The organism is Spirosoma montaniterrae (assembly GCF_001988955.1).
Taxonomy (GTDB): domain Bacteria; phylum Bacteroidota; class Bacteroidia; order Cytophagales; family Spirosomataceae; genus Spirosoma; species Spirosoma montaniterrae.
Genome location: NZ_CP014263.1, coordinates 3,001,317 through 3,023,293, shown reverse-complemented (window position 1 = coordinate 3,023,293; position 21,977 = coordinate 3,001,317). Strand labels below are relative to the sequence as shown.

Sequence of the window (21,977 nt, the reverse complement as noted above, 5' to 3'; positions counted from 1 at the left end):
GCCATGAAGAAGAAAACTATTGTTAAGCAACACGATATAACCGACTGCGGAGCGGCCTGCTTAGCGTCGATAGCGGCTCATTATAAACTGCTGATGCCCATTGCCCGCATCCGGCAAATGGCGAGCACCGACCAGAAAGGCACCAACGTGCTGGGCATGATTGAAGCGGCCCAACGGCTGGGTTTTCAAGCCAAAGGTGTGCGTGGCACGTTCGAGAGTCTGACCAAAATACCAAAACCGGCCATTGCCCATGTTATCGTAAAAGACGTGTTGCAGCACTTCGTGGTTATCTACGACGTTACGCCGAAGCACGTAGTAGTGATGGACCCTGGGCCGGGTAAGTTCGTGAAATACAGCCACGAAGAGTTTCAGAAAATCTGGACGGGCGTACTGATTCTGCTGCTGCCCGACGCCGAGTTTCAGACCGGAAATCAGAAGGTATCTGCCCTGCAACGGTTCTGGCAATTAGTTTTGCCGCACCGGAGCGTGATGCTGCAAGCCCTGTTTGGGGCACTCATTTACACCGTGCTGGGGCTATCGACTTCGATTTACGTGCAGAAAATCGTGGATAACGTCATCGTGGAGGGCAACCGCAATCTGCTCAACCTGCTCAGCGTGACGATGATTCTGATTCTGCTCTTGCAACTGTTTATCGGCACGGTCAAAAGTATGTTCGCGCTGAAAACGGGGCAGCAGATCGACGCCCGGCTGATTCTGGGGTATTACAAACACCTGATGAAACTGCCGCAGCAGTTTTTCGACACCATGCGCGTGGGCGAAATCATCTCGCGCATCAACGACGCCGTGAAGATTCGGGCGTTTATCAACGATGCCGCTACGGGGCTGGTTGTCAATGTGTTCATCGTACTGTTTTCGTTCGGTATGATGTTTACCTACGACTGGAAACTGGCTCTGATTATGCTGGCCGTGATTCCGTTCTACGGGATTATCTATTACCTCGTGAACCGGCTGAACAAAAAATACCAGCGGATTCTGATGGAAGATTCCGCCGAACTGGAGTCGCAATTGGTCGAATCGCTCAACGCCGTAGGAACGATTAAGCGGTTTGGGCTGGAATCGTTTGCCAACATCAAAACCGAAACCCGCTTTGTTAAACTGCTGCGAACGATTTTCAACTCGGCCCGCAACTCCATCTGGTCGGGCAACGCGACGGAGATTGTGTCGCGCCTGTTTACGATTATTCTGCTGTGGGTAGGAGCGGGCTATGTTATTGATAATCAGATTACGCCGGGCGAACTGATGTCGTTTTACGCCCTGATTGGGTATTTCACCGGTCCCGCCAGCGAATTGATTGGCATGAACCGCACCGTGCAGGACGCGCTCATTGCCGCCGACCGCCTGTTTGAAATCATGGACCTCGAACGCGAACAGACCGAGAATAAGATTGAACTGCGCTCAGACATGATTGGCGACATCCGGTTCAACGGCGTATCGTTCCGCTACGGAAGCCGCACGCAGGTGTTCGACCACCTGAACCTAACCGTGCCAAAGGGTAAAATTACAGCGGTAGTGGGCGAGAGTGGCTCCGGTAAATCAACGCTGCTGTCGTTGCTACAAAACCTCTATCCGCTGCAACATGGCAGCATTCACATTGGCGACTACGACATCAAGCACATCAGTAACGACAGTCTCCGGCGACGGGTGAGCGTAGTGCCGCAGAAGATAGATCTCTTCGCCGGTGATGTCATCGATAACATTGCCGTAGGGGTATATCAACCTGATATGGAGCAGATTATGGCCATCTGCCAGCGGCTCGGCATCACGGAGTTTATCGAAAAGCTGCCCAACGGATTCCATACGTACCTCGGCGAAAACGGAGCCAGTTTGTCGGGTGGCCAGAAGCAACGGATTGCCATTGCGCGGGCGTTGTACCAAAACCCTGATATTCTGATCTTAGACGAGGCTACGTCGTCGCTCGATTCCATTTCGGAACAGTGCGTACAGGAAACCATCCGGCATCTGCGCGAACAGAACAAAACCGTTATTCTGATTGCTCACCGGCTTAGTACGGTCATGAACGCCGATAAAATTGTGGTAGTCGATCAGGGCAAAGTAATTGAAGAAGGTGCTCATTTCGCGCTCATGGCCCTACAGGGAGCCTACTTCCGGCTGTGGGCTTCGCAGATGCCGCTTACGGCGGTTCACCCGCTTGCTCCGGCTGCGCCCATCGACCTGCTGCAAATCAGTGCCAATGGCGACATACTCCCTCACGCAGTCAACACGACCGAAACCCAACTAACAGCATGAAAACGACGTTTCTATGCATCGCTGCGCTGGGACTGGCGGGGCTGGTTCGAGCGCAATCATCAACCACATTTCCGGCGGCTATGACCGTCACGCTGGAGCAGTGTATTACGCTGGCGTTGCAAAATCAACCGGTGGTTCGGCAGGCCGATCTGCAAAAACAAATTGCCGATAACTCGGTAGAACAAACACGCCGGAGCCAGTTGCCAACGCTGCTGGGCGTATCGAATCAGGCACTGAACTTTGGTCGCAACGTTGACCCGTTTACCAACGGTATTGTTAACAATCGGATTACGACCAACAACGCCGGCCTGAACCTGAACTGGGTGGTATTCAATGGTTTTCAGCTAAAACATACCCTTGATCAGCAAAACCTGCTGGCCCGCGCCAGTCAGCACGATGCCGACGCCACGCGGAATAACGTGACGCTCAATACCCTGCTCGCGTATTTGCAGGTGTTGTCGGCGCAGGATATGCTGGCCGCCAGTGAAGTTCAGGTGAGTGTGGCGCGGGCGCAGGTTGAGCGAATGGAGAAATTGGTAAAAGCCGGTACGGTATCGCCCTACAACCTCTATGACGCCCGTAGCCAGTTAGCCAACGACGACATGCAGCGGGTGCAGGCACAAACGAACCTGAACACGGCCCATCTCGCGCTGCTCCAGGCATTGAACCTGCCATCGGGTACGTTGCTCGCGGTAGCCCGCTTAGAAACCGATCCGCAGCACACCGCCCGGCTTGCCAACCCCGCCAGTGTGAATGCACACATGCTCTATGAGCAGGCTCGTTCCATCATGCCCGACGTGCTGGCAGCAGATTTGCGCACAAAAGCGGCTCAGAAAGGTGTCGATATCGCCCGGGGATTGGCCTACCCCACCGTGTCGCTGCTGGCAAACTGGGGAACAGCTTTTTCGAGTGCGGCCCGGCAGGTCATGATGGGTAATGAATTGGTAGAGCAGCCTACGTCGGCCTTCGTTACGGTGGGCGAACAGGTGTATCCGGTGCGGATGCTGTCGCCGGTGTCGTCGCAGGAGCGAATCAATTATTTCCGGCAATTGGATAACAACCAGTTCAAAGCCATTGGCTTTAGCGTTCGCGTACCGATCCTGAATGGTTTTCAGGTGCGCTATCGGACAACAAATGCCCGTTTGCAACAGCAGTTGGCCGAATCGCAGGGCGAAGACGTTCGGCGAACGTTGCGGCAGGCTGTCGATCAGGCCGTAACGGCCTGGCAAAATGCGTATGATCGCTACGTAGCACTTGACCAACAGGTAACGGTGCTACAACAGTCGTACAAAGCTGCCGAAGCCCGATACAACGCGGGGCTGCTCAACGCCGTAGATTATAACCTCGCCAAAAGCAACCTCGACCGCGCATCGGTCAACCTGATTCAGGCGCGTTACGAAACCCTGTTGCGGGCTAAAGTAGCTGAATTTTACCGAAACGGAACCCTGTAAATCGTTACGTCATGCTACCAAACGACTTGCTTAACTCCCCGGTTCAGGCTGAACTGGCGTGGCTCCGGCCCCGTGTGGAGAGTCTCACTAATCGATTGAATACCTTAAACCGCCGTCGGCAGGCTCACGACTACCGGCGACTCCTCGAAGAGCGCGACCGACTGGCTTTGTTGCTGCTGCCAGGCGCGGCTACGTTAACCGATATGCTGACGCTGCTATCGATGCTGACCAGGCCGGTTCGGGCAGTGGGTTATCTACTGGTTCGCGCTCGTTTGTTACACGACCCCAACCGGTACATTCATTCGTTAGAAACGCTGTCGCCATCGGCCATGCTGCTCTTAGAAGGTGTGTTTGAGGGCGTGGACGTGCAACAACCGGAGGCCGGGCAGTTTATTCGGCGGGTTCGTCTGCTGGCGGGTGCTGCTTACGAGCAAATCGTGTGTGTCCACGCATAAACTATAACCCAACTGACTACACTAAAACCCTTAGTTATAGCTATTTGAAGCGTATTGCCAGAATTTTGATACGAAATCAATTTACAACTAACACAATCTATTAGTAGTCATGGAAAAACGTATTATCGACAAAATCAACGCCCTGAAGGGTAAATCTGCCAGCCGCGAAGAACTGATGAGAGCACTGGCGCAAATCGACGAAAACGGCCAGCTAACCGCCGAGGCACAGGCTGCTATCGATGGAGGGAAATCGTTACCGTTCGAGGTCAGCCGATGGCCCACGCCCATCCTGATTCCGCCCATTGCCGGTATGCTGCCGCCCCGTGAGCCATTCCCCGGAACTGATTTGCTGACCAAATAACACACAAGGTTTGACATTGGCAGGATATGAAACACTGCCAATGTCAAACCGCTCACGTTAACTACCTATCCGTATGGCTTCGCTGCTCTGCCCCAGTTCTATTGCTAAGCCCGGTGCCGAACTCTTCGGCATTCAGAATGAATCGGGCCACATTGAATACCTCGATGAATCGATTGTTATCGACCAGACCTTTGTGGAAACAGCCCGGCGCGGACGTGCCCCGGAGGAGCGGTTTCGATTTGCCAGCAACTGCGCTAAAAACGGCTGCGGCCACTGGACCGGCGAAGGAACGGGTTGCGGTTTGGTCGGTAAAATCGTGGAAGCCATGAACCGCAAGGCCGATGTCCCGCTCGTTGCCTGTGCCATTCGTGATCGCTGCCGCTGGTTTCATCAGCAGGGGAAACTTGCCTGCGCCAACTGCGACGAGGTAGTACGAAACATGCGAACGCAGGCCGTGCTGGCGGCTTAAACGCCAAGTTTTTGTCTGACTAATGCCAGCCACGTTGCCCGGCCCTCGCAGGTCCAGTGGGTGTCGCCTTTCAGGTACGACGATTGGGGATTTTGGCGGTAGGCATCATACACGTTAACAACCGGAACCTGTAAGCGCGGATGTTGCTGAACCCGCTCAATCAGGCGGTTATAGGAACCCCGCTCTGACTCTAAGATGCTGATTTTGTTGGGGATAATACTCAGATAAACGGCATCGAACCCTGCTTGCCGGTAGTAAGCTGCGGTGGCGTTCAGGCTATCGACAACGGCATCGACGTCGCGGTTGGTAAGGGGCGAAAACGACGACTGCATCACGGATGAATCGGCATCGGAATGCAGGAAAATGGCTTGCCTGTTGCGCGATACGCTCACGCCCGTGCTAACCCGGTCGAACCAGCCTTGTGTCAGGCTGGCTTTTTTTTCTTTGAACCAGAACGCCCAATCCTGACTAAACAGAGCCGATTCGAGCCGCTCTTCCACGTCTTCGCGGTGAAAATCATGATAAACACGCTGATACCAGGCCAACGGCTCAGTTGGCGTTTGGGTAGTATCGGTTTCAATCATCACCTCACGCACGGGCCGCGACAGGTGTTCGCGCAGGTGCCGCTCCACCGACTCAATCAGCAGCACGTTTCGTCGCGTTGAGTCTAACTGCACACGCTGCGGAAAATCCCACTTTATCCGCTGAAAATGGCTGACGCTGAAATCGTTGCGGCTAATGCGCTCGGGTTCGGTGAAACTATCGCCAAGCAGATACAGGTGCGTTGCTGCTGTATCGCTGGCGCGGTTAGAGGCCGGGCAGGTGGGCTGCGGTTGTTTGAACTGCGGCAGAGCCGACAGCCGGTATAGGTCGCCGTAGCGATAATCGTCGGCAATAACGCCCTGCTCATAGAGCCAGTGCGAAACCGTACCCGACAGCCCAGCCGCCCAAAATACGCTGGCAATTAACAGGATAGTGTAGCGTAAATAGCGCATCATTTTTGATTAAACTACCGAAGTCGGATGCTAAACAGTTGCACGGCTTGTTTGGCTCCGCTTAGTACATATAATTCGTTCGTGCGTTCGTCGAACTGCACCGCCACCGGAAAGTCGCTCGGAATGGGCCGGTCGCCAACAACGCGCCCGTTCAGGTCGTACAAGGTAGTGTATCCGCCCGATTTGACGCTGATGAGTTCGACACCCGCGCCGAGCCGGTGATACCGAACGTTGTTGCGACCCGATTGCAATGCCCGTACCTCAAACCGCCGTTGACCCTGCTGGTCCAGCACGGCCACTTCAGTATCTGTATTTCGGAGCAATAGCCAGTTGGTCTGCTCCTCATCGGGAAACAGCCGGAACTCGCCATTCTGAACCGGGCGATAGAGTTGTGTTCGCTTGGCAATCAGACCGTTGGTATTAATGGATAGTAGCTCCCCTTCGTCGGTAATAGTCTGAATAAATGGTTTGCCGGGCGGTAATAGAGCCGGACCGGCGAAGCGAATTTCGACTTGTTCTTCGTTTTGTCGTTCGATGCGACTCGGAAAAAGGGGTTTCTGCTTACCGTTTTCGTTCCAATAATTGAGCGTACCATCGGCCTGAACCGCCAGAACGTCCATACCTGCTGGCGTTGCCATCACCTGAAACGGTAGCAGCAACGGGCCTTTTCGCGGAGCTGTCAGCATCCGAACAAAAGCCCGCCGTTGCCGGTCAAGGGCGTAAATATGCCCGTCGGCGTGTGCCACCAGGGCTACAATCGCTCGTTGTTGACTACCGCGTGGTCGGGCCAGATAAGAAGGATCTATTCCTTTGGGCAACCGAATCGACTGCAAACGCACTTGTTTTCGACCTGGGTCGGCAATGTAGAGTGCCCGGTCGGTCATGAACAGGTATTGTAGCTGCCCATTGTCTAAAAAGTCAACGGCCAGCGCATTACTACGAATAGGGCCATCGGTCGTATCCTGTACAATTTTATCGCCTTCGGGTGTCACCAGCACAAATTGCCCGGCGTTATTCTGGGCATAAAACTGAGCCGTGCCGTCGCTTAAACTCCCTGCTACCACGGGCGCAGCAATCAGCGGAGCATTAAACTCGGTTCTTTTCTGCAACAAGACCTTGTTCAATACGGCCTGACTGGCCCGGCGTGTGGTGCGCCCCAGTACTACCGTCGATTGAATGTTTTCGTTGCCGTAGCTGGCCTGATAGGCCATATTTTCGAGATTCGCCAGCGCGGGCGTTCCTGTTAGCGGGTCGGGCTGGTCGAGCAGATTTTGCCAGGCGGCAGGCCAGGTGAGCGGCACGGTTGTTTGTGCCCGGTTCAGCCGCACAAAAGCCGTGAAGTTGGCCGGGCGCAGGGTTTCGTTCAGTAATTCAGCCTGCCGCGCATCGGCAGACCAAACGGCCTTCCGCTGTACCTGTTGCAGGTATTCCTGCATAACCTCTTCACTATTAGCAATAATCAGTGAGGAGCCATGTTGTGTAATCCAGCTTTGCGGGAAACCCGCAAATAAACTGCTGAACAGCGATGCGGGCAACTCTGGAACATTGAGTAACAGCGTCTTATGGCCCAAAAATGTTTTCAGTGGTGCCGGTGCCGACGCGCCAGCCCGGTAAGCGACCTGCTGGTAAGCGTTGGCTAACTCCTTACCGTCGCGGGCGGTCAGAATCAGTACCTGCCGGGCAGAACCCGTTGCCGATTCGAGCCGACAGAGCAGAATATCGGACCCCAGCGCGTTATAAAGCGGCCCCGTTGCCGATTCAATCTGACTGAATCGGTCACGCAGAAAATCGCTGGACGCTGAACTTAACAACTGGCTCAGCGATTTGCCGAATCGCCCGGCGTCGCTGATACCGATGTGATAGAGGGTGGCCGTCGTTTGCGGAATCAGGTTAGCGTGCGTGATGCGTTGTGGTGATTGGCCGGCGAAGAGGACAGCAACGTCGCGCCGACCGCCAATCTTATCAATCGAATACCCAATCAGGTGCGAAGGCGAGGCCGACGGTCGAAAGTGCAGATTCAATTCTTCGGGCAAAAACAACCGCACCAGCGATCCCGCATTACTAAACAGCGATTGAATGACGCTGGGGCGGACCGATACACCTGCCAACTCGTCGTCGTTGCGCACAAATGAAGCTCCGAGCCGTTCACGATTTAGAAGTAGCGTTTGGTGCATGTGCCGCGCTACGTTCTCTACTAAAATTCCTGAAACGCTGCCAATCAGATAGTTATTGGTCAGAATAAACGACCCAACCGGTTCATTTCCCCGTGCAACCAGATCAAATATTTTTTCGCCTGAAAATGTGTGGTTCAGCACCCGATACTGGCGTGGGTCGGGGTTTGTCAGGCGATTAAGAAAAGCCCGGTCGCGCTCGGCGAAGGGAATGTAGAAGATAAAATCGAGCGTGTTTTTTGATAGGTTATGCAGGGAATACTGTACGTTTTTGCCTTTAATGAAGCTCAAAACGGTGGATGTGTCGGCAGTAGTATACAGAAATCGGTCGAGCCGTTGTCGGGCTTCGTTGAAAACCGGAAGTTGCCGGAGCGAAATGGCTGATCGGAACGCCTGCGCCGAAACCGTATCCTGCAAATGGTCGCTGGTCAGAATGAGTAAGGCACCCGGCGGCACCAACGCTCTGGCTTCGTCAGATGCCGGGCGCAACCACTGGTAGCCGAGCCATCCGCCCACCAGTAAGACCAGGCCAATCACCCAAAGCCAGAGACGTCGGTTCATTTTGTAGTTATAGGGTTGTAAAGTTATAGGGTTGTAAAGTTGCTCCGTTAGCTGGCTGGGCCAATAACTGTACAACTTTACAACCCTACAACTTTACAACTATTTTTCATTTTCCCCACATCGCATTTGCGGTTTCGGGGAAGGGGAGGGTTAGTTCAGGAATGTTAGCGGCAACGCGGTTGGCCCATTCAACGCCCTGCATCAGCGAGTGATCCTGATTGCTAACTTCATATTTCCAGGCTCCAAACCGGCCCCGTGAGTAAATACCGAACGGTTCAAGTTTGGGCAATACAGCTTTCAGAATCCCGTCGCGTTCAACCGAGGGCGTTGGATAACCGTAATCGAACGCCATATGCCAGGTCGAAATTACGTCTTCTTCCGATTCAATCAACTGATCTTCTTTCAGGGCGCGAATTGTGTCCTGAATCAGCGTTTCGCGGTTTACCGGTTTGGCCGACGACTCACTCGTTTCGGTCATCAGCGACCAGTGCTGATTGATGTCGGGTACGTTGTTGGGGCTGTAATTCGAGAAAACCGTGACGCGGTAGTAGGGGCTGTTATACTCCGGGAAGTACATCCAGCACATGGTTTTCAGGCTCTCTTTCGGTTTGCCCTTCAGCCCAATGCCAACCACGTTGGTTGATGAGTGTTTTAGCCCCTGTGCCAATTCAACCACCTGCGAATCAAGCCCTTCTATCTTGCGGGTGAAAATGTCGAGCGGAACCGTACTCATCAGGTGTTCGTACTGAATTTCTTCCCCGCTGCTCAGAATAATCTTTTTCTCCGGTCCGATAACCCGCTCAACATTGGCGTTGAGTTTGATGTATTCGTGACCAACCAATCGGCCAACGGCGTCCCAGATGCTACCCGTGCCGCCCTGTTTCGGGAACTTAAACGTGCTGTTTGGCCCCCACGAGAAATCGTCCTGATTGAAGATAATATTCTTCGTAACCCGCTGAAGGTCAGTGATTGCTACTCGTTCGCCTACCCATACGGCGTTCATGTCTTCGGGCGGATAGGCCCAGACTTTGAAGTTGTACGGGAACATGAACGTTTCGGCCAGCCCCGACCCAAACGTGGCCAGAATCCACTCGCGGAAGTTGGCCGGTTTCTGGTTAGTCGGAAACTTGTAGTTGTGAATGATGCCTTCGAGGCATTTCCACATAGTTTCGGGCGAGAGATACTTAATGTTGTTCTGAAACGGATACGGTACAAACCGCCCTTCGATCCAAACCCACGACTCGCGCTGGTGACTGAGCCAGCCATCTTCTCCCAACGCCCTGACCATCAGGTCATCGAAGTATTTGTAGTGCGAAAACTGCACATGACCGCCTACGTCCCACGTAAACCCTTTGTCATCGACAAAACTTTTCGACAGGCCACCGATTCGGTTTTCTTTTTCTAAAACGATGAAGTCAGTAATGCCTAACTCCTTCAGGCGGTAAGCCGCTCCCAGACCCGTAGGCCCTGATCCGATAATAACGTATTTATAATTCATGTTGAGCGAAAATTCAAGTCGTATGGTTGTCGGGTTATAAAGTTGTAAAACGGCTGACAGACGCAACACAGACGGAGCCAACTATACAACGCTACAACCTTATAACCGTACAACTCTTTTTCAGGCCGCTACAGGCTCCGGTCTTTTGAGTGCTTTTACTTTGCCACCCAGGTCAAAGCGGAACTGCGCCAATTCTTTAAAGCTTTGCATGCAAACCTTCAGCAGTTTCCATTTCAGAATCGAAACGGTGCCGGTTTGACGCTCTTTGTGGGTTATTGGAATATCGAATGTTTCGTTCCCAGCTTTTTTTGCCATTACAGCCAAGAAAATATTCGGCGCGAATGGCGTTGGATTGGGCAACTGCTCCAGCAACCGGCGCAGGAACGTGCCACGAATTAGCCGGAATGGAATGTTGCTGTCTTTGATGTAGGTGCCGTAGATGAAAGCAATACTGAGCCGCAGAATTTTGGTAATCACCAGCCGGGCGGGTGCATCGTAGCGTTCTTCGCGGTAGCCCAGTATAAACGGCGATTCGTTGCGTTTGGCCCAGAGTTTACCAAAATCGTCGGTAACAAACTGATCGTCGCTGTCGGTCTGGAACACGTATTCCGAATCGAGCGCAACGGCCTGCCGATAGCCATTGACCACGGCGTTACCATGCCCACCGTTGGGCTGATGCACCACAATCAGTTTGGGGTATTTTTCTTTGATTTGATCCAGAATGGCCCCGGTATTATCGCGCGAACCGTCGTTCACTACGATCAGGCGCGTATTCTCGGTCGGAAACTGGCGGGTCAGCAAATCGGTCCACTGCCTGACAACTACTTCAATTACTTCTTCTTCGTTGTAAGCCGGCATTACAATTGACAGCAGGAGACTCATGCAGGGGTCATTAAATGAATGAATACTGAACAGCGTATAATGAACAGCATTCACTATACATGCTATAAACTCCGCAAATATAGGAAATTGTTATGGCCTCACTGCCGAAACTGTATGTAGATTATCGAACGGAAATACCCTACTTGCTCAATAAGCGTACCGATCTTTCAGGTTGTTAATCGGTTTTTCAATCAAATACCACGATACTGTTGCCAACAGAATGGTCAGAGTCAGAAAATACGAAAACTGGAAAAAATAGCTGCTGTTCAGGAACGGTAACAAATCAGAAGCGCGTCGCCAGATGCGTAGCGTAATATGCGTTGGCGGTGTATGATATACGTTGAAAACAAAGTTATGAAACAGGTATAAGCCATAACTGATACGGCCCATATACTGACTGACTGGGTTTTCGAGTAGCCATTTCATCGCAGGATTCGTGAAGCCAACAACGGCCCGGCCAATTAGAAAGAAGCCAATCAGTGAAGCCACCAATCGTTCCCACACGTCAGACATGATATTGTGGTGGCCGGGCAGACCAGTGCTGTCGGGGATGGCCGGTAAAATTTTTGTTAAATAAATTACCAGCGCAAACAACGCAATGAAAACCCAAATCCAGACCGAATGTCGAAACACCCGCCCGAAACGTTCGCGCTGATACAGCCACCAGTAGGCCATAATAGCCCCCAGCCCGAACGAATCTAAACAGGCGGGCATAGTCACGTAGCCAATAAACCACGGCATTCGGGCGCGATAGAGCACGTATCGCATGGCAACTGCGCCCAAAATCATAAGCAGGGCCGTGAGCGGCACCCACCGGCGCGGCACGAAAAACAGCAGCAGCGGGAAAAATAAATATACCTGCTCCTCCACCGCCAGCGACCACAAATGATCGACTGTACCCATCCAGGTGGTGTAGTAGGCCATGTAAATGTTGGTAGCGTACAGTGCCAGCCAGCCAATGGTTCGGCGCACGGGCGGCTCGTTGACCACATACAGTACAAACAGAGTGATGTAATAGATCGGAAAAATGCGCAGCGTTCGGCGGATGTAGAACGTTTTCAGGTATTTGCCCAAGCCGCCGTTGGGTTGATGACTGAGTTTGTCTTTGCTCGACAGCAGAATGCGCGTTATCAGGAAGCCACTGAGGACGAAGAAAATAGTAACGCCCAGCGCACCCAGCGGCAATTCGAGACCCCGCTCGGCCATCCAGTGGTCGAATAGCACTAAGCCAACGGCCACAAACCGAATCCCATCCAACTGGAGTAGATGATTTAGAGCCGGGCGGGCCGGGGCCGTGAGAGGAACACTCGATTGCATAACTTACCAGTTTTGTTTAAACGTCGGATCAGCTTTTTTTGCCAGCGTAATAGTTTGTCGGGTGTCGACCAGTACCGTTTTGCCGGGTTCGCCCGATACGGTCAGCAAGAGAAGCTGATAGGTGCCGGCGTCGAGGTCGGTAGCAAAAATAGTGGTGCGGAAGCCGTTTTTAAACAACCAACCCGGCCAGAATCGTGCCTGCCACGCCGTGTGCTGCTGTTGTCGAACGGGAAACAGATGGGTTCGCTGTGCTGACCGCGCTACGATGAACGTGGCTTTGTCGCGTAAACTCAGCGGCTCCGCCGATTCGTTGTCGATCTGAAAGCCGGTAGCCGTTTTCGTGATCGTGACTATCGACTTTGTGGTTTCTGCCGGGCCAGTCCAGGCCAGTCCAGGCCGGGCCGGGCCAATCCAGGCCGGACCAAAAATAGTTGGCAAAAGGGTGTCATAAAAAGCCGGGGCGGGCTTGGTATAGCGGGCCGTAACGGAGTCAACCCGTGCAACGGGGCGGTTGGTTGTATATGTCCAGTTGAACTGCTGATTCGTGAGCAGCCAGTGGCGCAGGCCAATGGTTTCGTCTAAAAAAGACAGATACGACAGCCATGCCAGCGCAGCACCACCCAGCAAACCCGCCAGGCCAACAAACGGTCGAACAGAGCGGTTAACGTTGAGGCATACGTAGGCGTAGAGCAATGCCAGCAGCGTGCAGGAATACAATTTGTAGCGGCTGGTAATCAGCAAATCCAGCCCAAAACCCACCCGCGACCAAGCCACGACAATTGCCGTGCCAAGCAGAAACGCCGAACTGCCTGCAAAGAAATAATCTGCCGCCGTGAGCCGTTCGCGCCGGAGTTGTTTCAGCGCAATCAGGACGAGCAGCCCTACGGTCAGAAGCGTCATAACCGCGCCCAGAAGCAGGCTGTTCTGAAAAGCGGACCGAAACGGAATGGCTTCAGCCACCGAACCCGTAAAGGCCAGAAATCCTTTCAGAAAGTCGGTGACAGGGCCACGAGCGGGCGGATTGCCGTCGGGTTTTTGGTAGCCGACAAAATACAATCCCATAACCACAACGCCACCTAATAGCCAGAGCCAGAGTGATTTTCGGGGAACAGGGCGTGGGCTGGTTTTCGGGAAAAAGTGCTGATGAAGCAATAAAACAAGACCAATGGGCCAGACTGTCAACCCGTTACCACTCGTTAGCGTTGCCAGCGTCGCCAGCAGTATGGCGGCATAAAGCCGATTCGTGTAGGCCAGCAAATACAACGACCATAAAACCCACAACACAACCGTGAAGTTTTGCAACGCAGCCATGCCCCAGAACATGTTTTCCCAATGCGACAGATTGAACAGCAAAAACGCCACCGGAGCCGCATACCATAGTGATTGATCCCACAAAGCCGAACCCGACCGACGCAGCATCTGCCCGAATAGTATCAGCAAACCCACCAAACTCAGGTTGCCAACCAGCATCAGGTGCGTGTAGCTAAGTGTGCCGAATACCCGGTAGTCGAGGTATGTAACGACCCGGTCAAACACAATCCGGTGTTCGTTATGTTGTTGGAAGAATTGATAAATTTTGCCTGAGAAGGTGCTTTCGAGGGAAAGATTGTGCAAAAAGCCGCGCAACGCATGGTCATCCCACTTGGGTACGTTCACGGCATAATACTGCCATACGCCGAAAAATACCAGCACGGGCAGCAGCACCAGCAGCCCCGCCGGAAGCCAGCCGAAACGACGGGTTGGTGCCAATGCCGGGCGGCTTTGGGCGGTATGAGTAGACGTTATCAAGCGCAAAATTAGTTTGTAAACGACGCTAAATGTCGCGCAATGTTAGCCGGGTCGAGGCCCGACAGTTGCTGATGGTACTTTTGGTCGCCATACAATCCGTTAGGGTATCCCTGTGCCGACAAGCTGACGAAGTGGCTTGGTGCGGCACCGTCGGCCAGCAGTTTCACTGACAGTTGCTGGGCTAACCCACCAATAGATACGTGTTCTTCAACTACCAGCAACGGCTTTTTAGCCCAGCGATGCGCCAGGTCGGCGGGCAGGTCGAGGGGTAAGTTCGTAGCGGTGTATACATCGAACTGCCCGACGAGTAGTTCGTCCTGCAAGGCGGTCATCACGTTGGCTGTTACGGGGCCGAGGGATACTACTGTTCCAATAGGCTGTTCGGCCCGGACAATGTGTTTAAACGTGCCAATGGTTTCGGCTCCGTCGGGTGTTTTGGGGCCAACGCCGAGCCGCAGATAAGCGGGGCCACCTTCGCTCACAATCTGCTGGAGCATTGGAGCCACTTCATCGGCAAAGGCCGGCACATAGGTATTCACGTTTTGCAGACTGCTCAGGCAGGCTAAATCTTCGATAGCGTGATGGGTGCTGCCCATGATACCGTAGCCGTAGCCACCGCCGTTACCTACCAGAAATACCGGCATTTTATGCAGACAAACATCGTTGCGAAACTGCTCCAGACAGCGGTACACGGCAAAAGGCGCAATGCTGTAGCAAAACACCTTGAATCCTTTATAGGCCATGCCAGCGGCCACACCAACCATGTTTTGCTCGGCCACGCCCGCGTTGATAAATCGCGGCCCCAGTGCGGCCTGTACGTTCTCAAGGGCATTGTAGCCGAGATCGCCGGTAATAAAAACTACTTTATCGTCGTCGCGCCCGATGCGTTCGATAGCGGCAGAAAATTCGTTTCGCATAGTTTATTAGATGAACTACTTACTCCGTCGTTGCTCAACCAGCGTACTGATTTCAGCCGCTGTGCGGTACACGCGCTGCCCTTTACGAACCATTGTCCGAATGAATTTCGGACGTTTTTTTGTCTCCTCAAAAATTTTGCTGATGTACTCTCCTAAAAACGAGATGCCTAACAGGTTAATTCCGCCGAAGAACATAATCAATACCAGAACGGTCGAAATGCCGTAAGGCGTGTTTGGGTCAAAATTGAGCAAACGGGCCACAATTTGCCACAAAATTCCCAGAAACGACAGTCCCGTCAGCACGAAACCGGCGTAGGTCATTAACTCCAGCGGGGCAAAGCTGAACGAGAAAATCGCCTTCTTCGCCCACCAGATGTTCTTGGTCCAGTTGTTGGTCGATACGCCAAACATCCGTTCGGGCCGCACATAATCGACGCCGGTTTGTTTGAAACCAACCCACGCCCGCAGCCCGCGCAGAAACTGCTCGGTTTCGGGCAGGTTGACCAATTCGCGCACGACCTTCCGGTCGATCATCGAAAAGTCGCCCGCATCGACCGGGATGTTAATGTAGGCCGTGCGCCGGAACAGGCGGTAAAACTGCTTGTAGAAAAAATGAACGTGCGGGGCCATTTCGCGCTGCACCCGAACGCCGTAAGCTACATCGAAGCCCTGTTGCCACTTCTCATAAAACTTCGGAATAATTTCGGGTGGGTCCTGCAAATCGCCGTCCATCAGCACTACGGCATCGCCAGTGGCGATTTCCATCCCGCTCAAAAACGCCGACTGCGATCCAAAATTCCGCGAGTGCTTTATAGCCATAACGTTCGGGTCTTTGGCGCAGATTTCTTCCAGCACCTCATCCGTATTGTCGGGCGAGTTGTCGTTCACGAAGATAATCTCGTACCGCACTTTCATCTCGTTGAACGTTTTTACGAGCCGTTCATACATGTACGGAATGGCCTGAGCGTCTTTGTAACACGCAATAATGGGCGAGATTACCGGGTTGAGCGTAGGCGTCTGAAAAGCCGGCAATACCCGCTCAGTGTAGTTATGGTTTAGCTGCCAGTCGGCGGTTTGGCGCAGGCCGTCGCTTAAACTTGTGGTGGCTTTCCAGCCGAGGTCGGCTTCGGCGGCTGTGGGGTCGCCATACCACTCGGCCAAGTCCCAGGCGCGGTTGCCCATGCTGCCCCAAACCGGCTCGGGCTGAACCGAGAACGTTTGCCGGGCCACCTCGACCAACTCACGCATGGTGGTTTTCTGGCCGGTTGCAATGTTGTACGAGCGTCCGCTGATTTCCTTGTTTACGCGCAGTGCGGCCAGCACAAACGCGCCGATACAATCATCGACGTACACAAAATCGCGGCTGATGTCGGGCGATACTAACGGGGGCCACTTGCCACTACGCGCTTCTTCAACCAGACGCGGAATGAGCCGGTCGGGTTCTTCCCAGCCGCCATAGATGGAATAAAGCCGCAGGTTGAGCGTTTTCAGTCCATGCACACGGGCGTAGAATTCGAGCGTGAAAGCTGCCGATACTTTCGATACAGCGTAGTGGCTGTTGGGCTCAACCCGGTCGGTTTCTTTTGGAGCCGTACAGTTGAAACCGTACTCCGAACTGCTGCCTGCGTGGATATAGACCATGTCGGGCGTGCAGTTTTCGAGAATATTGACCGTGCCGAGTACGTTGGTTTCGTAGGTAAGGCCAACGTTTTTCTGCTTGCTGTAGGCACCGTAAGCGGCTAAGTTGAAGATGGTTTTGGGCTTTATCTTCCCAAAAACGTCTTTCACCGATGCATCGGACAGAATATCGCAGTGAACGATGTTCTCGGCAGGTACATCCAAAAGCTTAAGCCGCCATGCTTTGGTGGCGTCGTGTGTGAGGGCGTAAACGTCCTGACGAATGCGGAAAAGCTGCTCAAACAGGTTGGCACCGATGAAGCCGCTGGCCCCAAAAACGACGATGGGGCCGTTGAGCCGGGCAATGTTAGCGGATAGCAAAACGGGGGTGTTCTGGTTCATTCAGGGGGCAAACCTACGAAAAATACCGCGCTTTCACGTCGGCGGTGGCCTGTTCGTATTGAGCGGGCGTCATGGGCAGGTAATGCCATTCGAGCCGGTTCTCCATGTACGACACGCCTTTGCCCTTTACCGTGTGAGCGATAACTGCCTTAGGTTTACCGTTTTGTGCCATCGTCAGCGCGTCGATAGTAGCTGTAATCTGCTCTACGTCGTGGCCGTTAATCTCCACGGTTTCGAAGCCCATCGCAGTCCAGGTACGGGCATCGGCGGTGTCGCCCAGCACGTCGGTGGTGTTGCCGAAGCCCTGTAATCCATTTTTGTCGATCAGTACAATCAGATTATCCAGCCCGTGCTGTACGGCAAAATGGGCCGCTTCCCAGGTAGTGCCTTCGTTGGTTTCGCCGTCAGACATGAGTACGAATGCACGCGCGTCGTCGCCAAGTAATTTGCTGGCCTGTGCCACGCCCGTACCAATGGGCAGCCCGTGCCCGAGCGAACCGGTTGCAAACGGAATGCCCGCGTGCTGATTAGGGGCGGGGTGGGCGGGTAGGGTAGTGCCGTTCTGGTAGTACGTTGCCAGTACCTCGTCCGAAATTTCGCCGAGGTGGTTCAGGCAGGCATAGAGCGACGCAGCCGCGTGGCCTTTCGAGAGCAGAAACGTATCCTGTGGCCGTTTACGCAGCACGAGTGTACCAACCATCAGGTCGATGCAACTCAGCGAGCAGCCAATGTGGCCCGCGTGTGCCTGATTGTACAGCCCCAGAATGTTGAGCCGCAACTGCCCGCAGAGAGCTTTTATATCAATTGCTTCGGTTGTCAAAGTCATAGTCGGTTGATCGGTTCGTACTTACTCGCCGTAGCGGTACGTCCGGCCTTTGAAGTCAAAAATAACAATTTTCTGGCCCGTATCCCCCTTTTTTAAGATGATGCGGTCGCGTTCGTTGGCGTCGATGTGCTGCACGTACTGCGCGTCTTTAGGCAGGTACACGTTCACTAATTGCGCATCGAGCAGCGAAACCGGCGAGTAGGTCCGATCCATTTTTTCGGAATGAATAATCCGTGTCTTGTTCGGATACAGCACCGTATCGCCGGGGGCATACAATTTTTTAATCTGTTGAGCCGAGGACCAGTACGGGTTGGCGATGCGCGGTTCGGCAAAGTAGGTGTATTTGGGCGCACGGTCGGCGTAGATGTCGCCCAGCAGCGTTAGTAGATGAACGGCCTGTATCAACAGCACCGCCGTAATAGGGGCCGCAAACCACCACCGAAGTTGCGTAAGCTGATGCAGACCCATTGCCACCAACATACAGACGTATGGAAACGAGAAGCCGGAATACCGCTGCGTAATACCGAACGTATGCCCCGACCGCCACGCCATGAACAGCAGAAACAGCGTCGGAACGAAAGCCAGCAAGAGCAACAACACAACGGGCCGTTGCTGCCTGCCCCCAACATGCGTAGTGATATACCAGCCAATCAGATACACAAACGGTACGGACACAGACAAAACCAGCAGCCGCAGCGGAAGCACCGTATAGATCAGCACGCCCGTCAATAACACTAATGTAACGGCTCCGTAGACCCAAACCGGTGGTTTTGTTACGGGCCGGTATAGGTGAATGATAACGGTTGCAACGGTGCCGAGCCCCAGTGCCAGCAGGGAGTTACGCAGCCCGGCCAATACCCCCGCCAGCCCATTGGTGGGCATGAACAAATCCGTGAAAATTGGTACAGCCCGCACCGCAATATTCGGAATCGTAGCGGGCAGGATTGTACCGAAGCCCGAATTATACGGATTGGTCAGCGCGATGTTTCGGTAGAAATTAGCCTGATAGTTCAGCGTAAAGAACGTGTATTTGCCTCCGCCGAAGATGAACCAAAGCGATACCAGCCCCAGCCCGATTACAGCCGTTGCGCCCAGTGCTACCCAGGCGCGGGCATTGCGCAGATACAGCAGCGCGTACAAACCGTGGCAAAGAAATACCGTAACCGTCAGATAATGAGATAAAACCGAAGCAACGAATGTGATGCCATAAGCAACATATAACCACGCAACGGGCCTACAGTCGGTAATGCGCTCGAGGATAAGCAGAAACAGGTGCGTTGCCAGCAACGTCAGGAAAAACGTCATCGAATAGTTGCGGGCAATGTGGCTGTAGGCTACGAAAAACGGCTCCACGGCAGCAATAGCCGCGCTGGTTAACGCTAAGGTATTGACCCGCTGCTCGCCCAGAAAACGAAAATGCCGCCTGACGAAAACAAAGATCAGGGCCACAATCAACACGCTGAAAATTACCGATGGCATCCGCAGCGACGCGTCGCTCAGGCCAAACAGGTTTAACCAAACCTTCAGAACGGCATAGTAAGCGGGGCTGTTGCCAATGTCGCCCCGGATATTGGCTTCGATAAAATCGTGAACCGTTTTCGGCTTCCAGAACTCAGCCGGAGTGAAGTACGGCTTGGCAAAAACATCTTTCTGATTAAAACCTTCCAGACAAACGCCCTGACTAATAAGCAACGTCGATTTTTCATCGAAATAAATGGCATAGGTATCTAAGCGATAAAGACGCAGGGCCAGCGATAAGGCCAGAAGAGCACCTAAGCCAAGTAGTGCAGTGCGGTTGGATATGGTAAACATTGCCGCAAAACTACGGCAAAATCCTGGTCATTACATTTTCAGAATGGTGAATTCTACCCGCCGGTTCTGTTTGCGCTTCTCTTCGGTCTCGTTACTCGCAATGGGCTTGCTCGGCCCCCAGGCTTTGGTCTGAATCCGATTGGCGGCAATGCCTTTGCCGGTCAGGTACTCTTTCACCACCCGAACGCGATCTTCCGACAGCTTCATATTCGGCTCCCAGTCGCCCTGATTGTCGGTATGACCTTCGATGAGTAACTCCATCGCCGGGTGTTGATTCATCATGGTAACCAGCCGGTCCAGCTCAACGTTGGCCCCGGTTAGCAGAGCGGCCTGACTTTGTTGAAACAGCACTTCGCGCATCGTTATTTTCTGGCCCGGCTCTATTTTGGTCAGATACAGATTGCGCCGGATGTCGCGGAAACGTTTGTCTTTGCTCAGGTCGAGGGTTTCGGTGGTGGGGAAATAGCCTTCTTTCTGGGCGGTGAGGTTATAGGTTTTCTGCGTGGGCAGAATCATTTTGTACTCACCTGTTTCGGGACTGTAGTCGACCTTGACCACTTCTTTGTGATCGTTGAACAGTCCTGAAACGACTTCCGACGAAACCGGTTTTTTGCTTTGTGCATCGAGCACCTGCCCCGATACAATGGCAACCGGATCGGGTTTGATGGTGGGATAGAGTTTGAGCCGGAAAATATCGTCTTCGCCCATCGACCCCGCCCGCGAACTCAGGTATGCGTAATCGCCCGAAGCCGGAATGGTGAAGTAACCGTCCCATTCGGGCGTATTAATGGCCGGGCCGAGGTTTTCGGGTTCGCTCCAGTTGCCCCATGAGTCATCGAGCCGACGCGCCACAAAAATATCGCCGTTGCCAAAACCCGGATGTCCGCCCGACGTAAAATAGAGTGTGCGGCCATCGGCGGCTAAAAACGGCGAGCTTTCAAAATCGGCGGAGTTCACCACCGATCCCAGCGATACGGGTTCGGCCCAGGTTTTGTCTGGTTTTTGAAGGGATACGTATAAATCACGGTTGCCGCGCGTGTCTTTTCGCTGTACGGCCAGAATGATAGCCGTTCCATCGGGCGAGATGCAAAACTCCAACTGATTCTGCTCGTGCAGATTATAATTGTTAGCGATTTTGCATTCAACCGGTTGCGACCAGCCCGCTTTGGTCCGAATCGACTTTGAGATACCGAACGTCAGCCCACCATCGGGTCGGTAGACATTGATCAGGTAAGCCGTGCGCCCGTCGGGGGCCATGCCACTGATGGCATTATCGCCCGGCGTGTTGATAGGCGCGCCAATATTTACGGCTTCACTCCAGCCAGGACTGCCGCCCGCAGCCGAACCGAGCGACGAATACCAAACGTCCTGATGGTCAGATGAACCGATGTTGGCTTTATTATAGTTTCGGGTGAAATAAAGTGTGCGGCCATCGGGCGAAATCACGGGGGCCACTTCCTGCCCCGGCGAGTTAACGGCCTTGCCTAAATTTTCCTTGACGATTTCTTTAGGCGTATCTTTCGATACATTAATACTGACCGTCAGTGGTTTAGTTTCTTCTGAGATGCCAATAGCGTCAATCTGATTGATGCCTCTCAGCGTGGCTCCATTCAGAAAGACCTTGATTTGGTGGCAAACGTAACCCGAATCGCGGGGGAAAATATGTAGTAGCGGGTCGGGCCGGGGCTGTGCACCAGTTCCCTGATAGACAATATGTTCCCGCTTTTTCTCGTCAATAACCACAACGCGCACAATGGCACCCGGATTTATGTTCTCCGCAATGACGATTTGCCGGGCGGGCATGGGTTTGGCAAAACTAACCTGAATCCATTCGTCCTGCGTTCCATCGGGATAAAACGGTGCCCACGCGCAGGGTGACTCGCCCATCTGCGGCACCTTACTGGGCCTGCCCAATGCCTGCGATGCCTTGTATTGATCGCCAGTAGACTCCCCCTTTTTCTCCGACGACACACCCACCACCCGACTCGCCCATTGGATCGACTGGGCCGATCCGGCAGTGGTTAGAATGAACAGCCCGATTAAGGTTAGATAAAGCCCTGTACGCATACTTGATAATAATGAATGTTGAGTTTCGACTATCGACTGTTGGCTTGTGGGGTGTAGCGAGGGAATTTCACTATATCATAGTTACAAATCAACATTCAACATTCAAAATTCAGCATTCAA

At 53.3% G+C, this 21,977-nt stretch carries 16 protein-coding genes; 5 read left to right on the top strand and 11 right to left on the bottom strand.

The features are described 5' to 3' along the window. Window positions 1-3: 3 nt before the first annotated feature. From AWR27_RS13050 to AWR27_RS13030, 5 genes are all read left to right on the top strand, one after another. On the top strand, window positions 4-2,268 hold the full coding sequence (locus tag AWR27_RS13050) for a peptidase domain-containing ABC transporter (RefSeq protein ID WP_077131567.1): 2,265 nt from the start codon (window positions 4-6) through the stop codon (window positions 2,266-2,268). Next, window positions 2,265-3,719, top strand: coding sequence for a TolC family protein (locus AWR27_RS13045; RefSeq protein WP_083732841.1), 1,455 nt, complete (start codon window positions 2,265-2,267; stop codon window positions 3,717-3,719). The genes AWR27_RS13050 and AWR27_RS13045 overlap by 4 nt, the downstream gene beginning before the upstream one ends. 11 nt (window positions 3,720-3,730) lie before the next feature. Further along, entirely contained in the window at window positions 3,731-4,174 is a 444-nt protein-coding gene (locus AWR27_RS13040) for a hypothetical protein (protein WP_077131566.1), read from the top strand. 109 nt (window positions 4,175-4,283) lie between these two features. Beyond that, complete coding sequence (locus tag AWR27_RS13035) at window positions 4,284-4,535, top strand: hypothetical protein (protein ID WP_077131565.1); 252 nt, start codon at window positions 4,284-4,286, stop codon at window positions 4,533-4,535. A gap of 73 nt (window positions 4,536-4,608) precedes the next feature. Continuing rightward, a complete protein-coding gene (locus AWR27_RS13030) occupies window positions 4,609-5,004 on the top strand; it encodes a hypothetical protein (protein ID WP_077131564.1) in 396 nt (131 codons plus the stop codon). Here the strand turns inward: AWR27_RS13030 and AWR27_RS13025 are convergent. The 11 genes from AWR27_RS13025 to AWR27_RS12975 form a co-directional block, all read right to left on the bottom strand. Beyond that, complete coding sequence (locus AWR27_RS13025; protein ID WP_335695385.1) at window positions 5,001-6,002, bottom strand: hypothetical protein; 1,002 nt, start codon at window positions 6,000-6,002, stop codon at window positions 5,001-5,003. The genes AWR27_RS13030 and AWR27_RS13025 overlap by 4 nt on opposite strands. Before the next feature lie 11 nt (window positions 6,003-6,013). Then, on the bottom strand, window positions 6,014-8,731 hold the full coding sequence (locus tag AWR27_RS13020; protein WP_077131563.1) for a PH domain-containing protein: 2,718 nt from the start codon (window positions 8,729-8,731) through the stop codon (window positions 6,014-6,016). A 106-nt stretch (window positions 8,732-8,837) separates the two neighbouring features. Continuing rightward, complete coding sequence (locus AWR27_RS13015) at window positions 8,838-10,229, bottom strand: protoporphyrinogen/coproporphyrinogen oxidase (protein ID WP_077131562.1); 1,392 nt, start codon at window positions 10,227-10,229, stop codon at window positions 8,838-8,840. Window positions 10,230-10,349: 120 nt separating this feature from the next. Beyond that, window positions 10,350-11,111, bottom strand: a complete 762-nt coding sequence (locus AWR27_RS13010) for a glycosyltransferase family 2 protein (protein WP_077133978.1) — start codon at window positions 11,109-11,111, stop codon at window positions 10,350-10,352. 147 nt (window positions 11,112-11,258) lie between these two features. Further along, window positions 11,259-12,428 carry an acyltransferase family protein gene (locus AWR27_RS13005; protein WP_077131561.1) on the bottom strand — a complete coding sequence of 390 codons (1,170 nt, stop codon included), beginning with the start codon at window positions 12,426-12,428 and terminating at the stop codon, window positions 11,259-11,261. A 3-nt stretch (window positions 12,429-12,431) separates the two neighbouring features. Next, window positions 12,432-14,216, bottom strand: a complete 1,785-nt coding sequence (locus AWR27_RS13000; protein WP_077133977.1) for a hypothetical protein — start codon at window positions 14,214-14,216, stop codon at window positions 12,432-12,434. 8 nt (window positions 14,217-14,224) lie between these two features. Then, a complete protein-coding gene (locus AWR27_RS12995) occupies window positions 14,225-15,133 on the bottom strand; it encodes a transketolase family protein (RefSeq protein ID WP_077131560.1) in 909 nt (302 codons plus the stop codon). 15 nt (window positions 15,134-15,148) lie between these two features. After that, window positions 15,149-17,152 carry an NAD-dependent epimerase/dehydratase family protein gene (locus tag AWR27_RS12990; protein WP_077131559.1) on the bottom strand — a complete coding sequence of 668 codons (2,004 nt, stop codon included), beginning with the start codon at window positions 17,150-17,152 and terminating at the stop codon, window positions 15,149-15,151. A gap of 13 nt (window positions 17,153-17,165) precedes the next feature. Further along, window positions 17,166-17,978: a transketolase gene (locus tag AWR27_RS12985; RefSeq protein WP_077131558.1), complete on the bottom strand. Its 813-nt coding sequence runs from the start codon at window positions 17,976-17,978 to the stop codon at window positions 17,166-17,168. A gap of 21 nt (window positions 17,979-17,999) precedes the next feature. Beyond that, window positions 18,000-19,790, bottom strand: coding sequence for a glycosyltransferase family 39 protein (locus AWR27_RS12980; protein WP_077131557.1), 1,791 nt, complete (start codon window positions 19,788-19,790; stop codon window positions 18,000-18,002). A gap of 30 nt (window positions 19,791-19,820) precedes the next feature. Further along, window positions 19,821-21,857 (bottom strand): OmpA family protein, encoded by a 2,037-nt coding sequence (locus tag AWR27_RS12975; protein WP_077131556.1) that lies wholly within the window; start codon window positions 21,855-21,857, stop codon window positions 19,821-19,823. Between the last annotated feature and the right edge of the window lie 120 nt (window positions 21,858-21,977).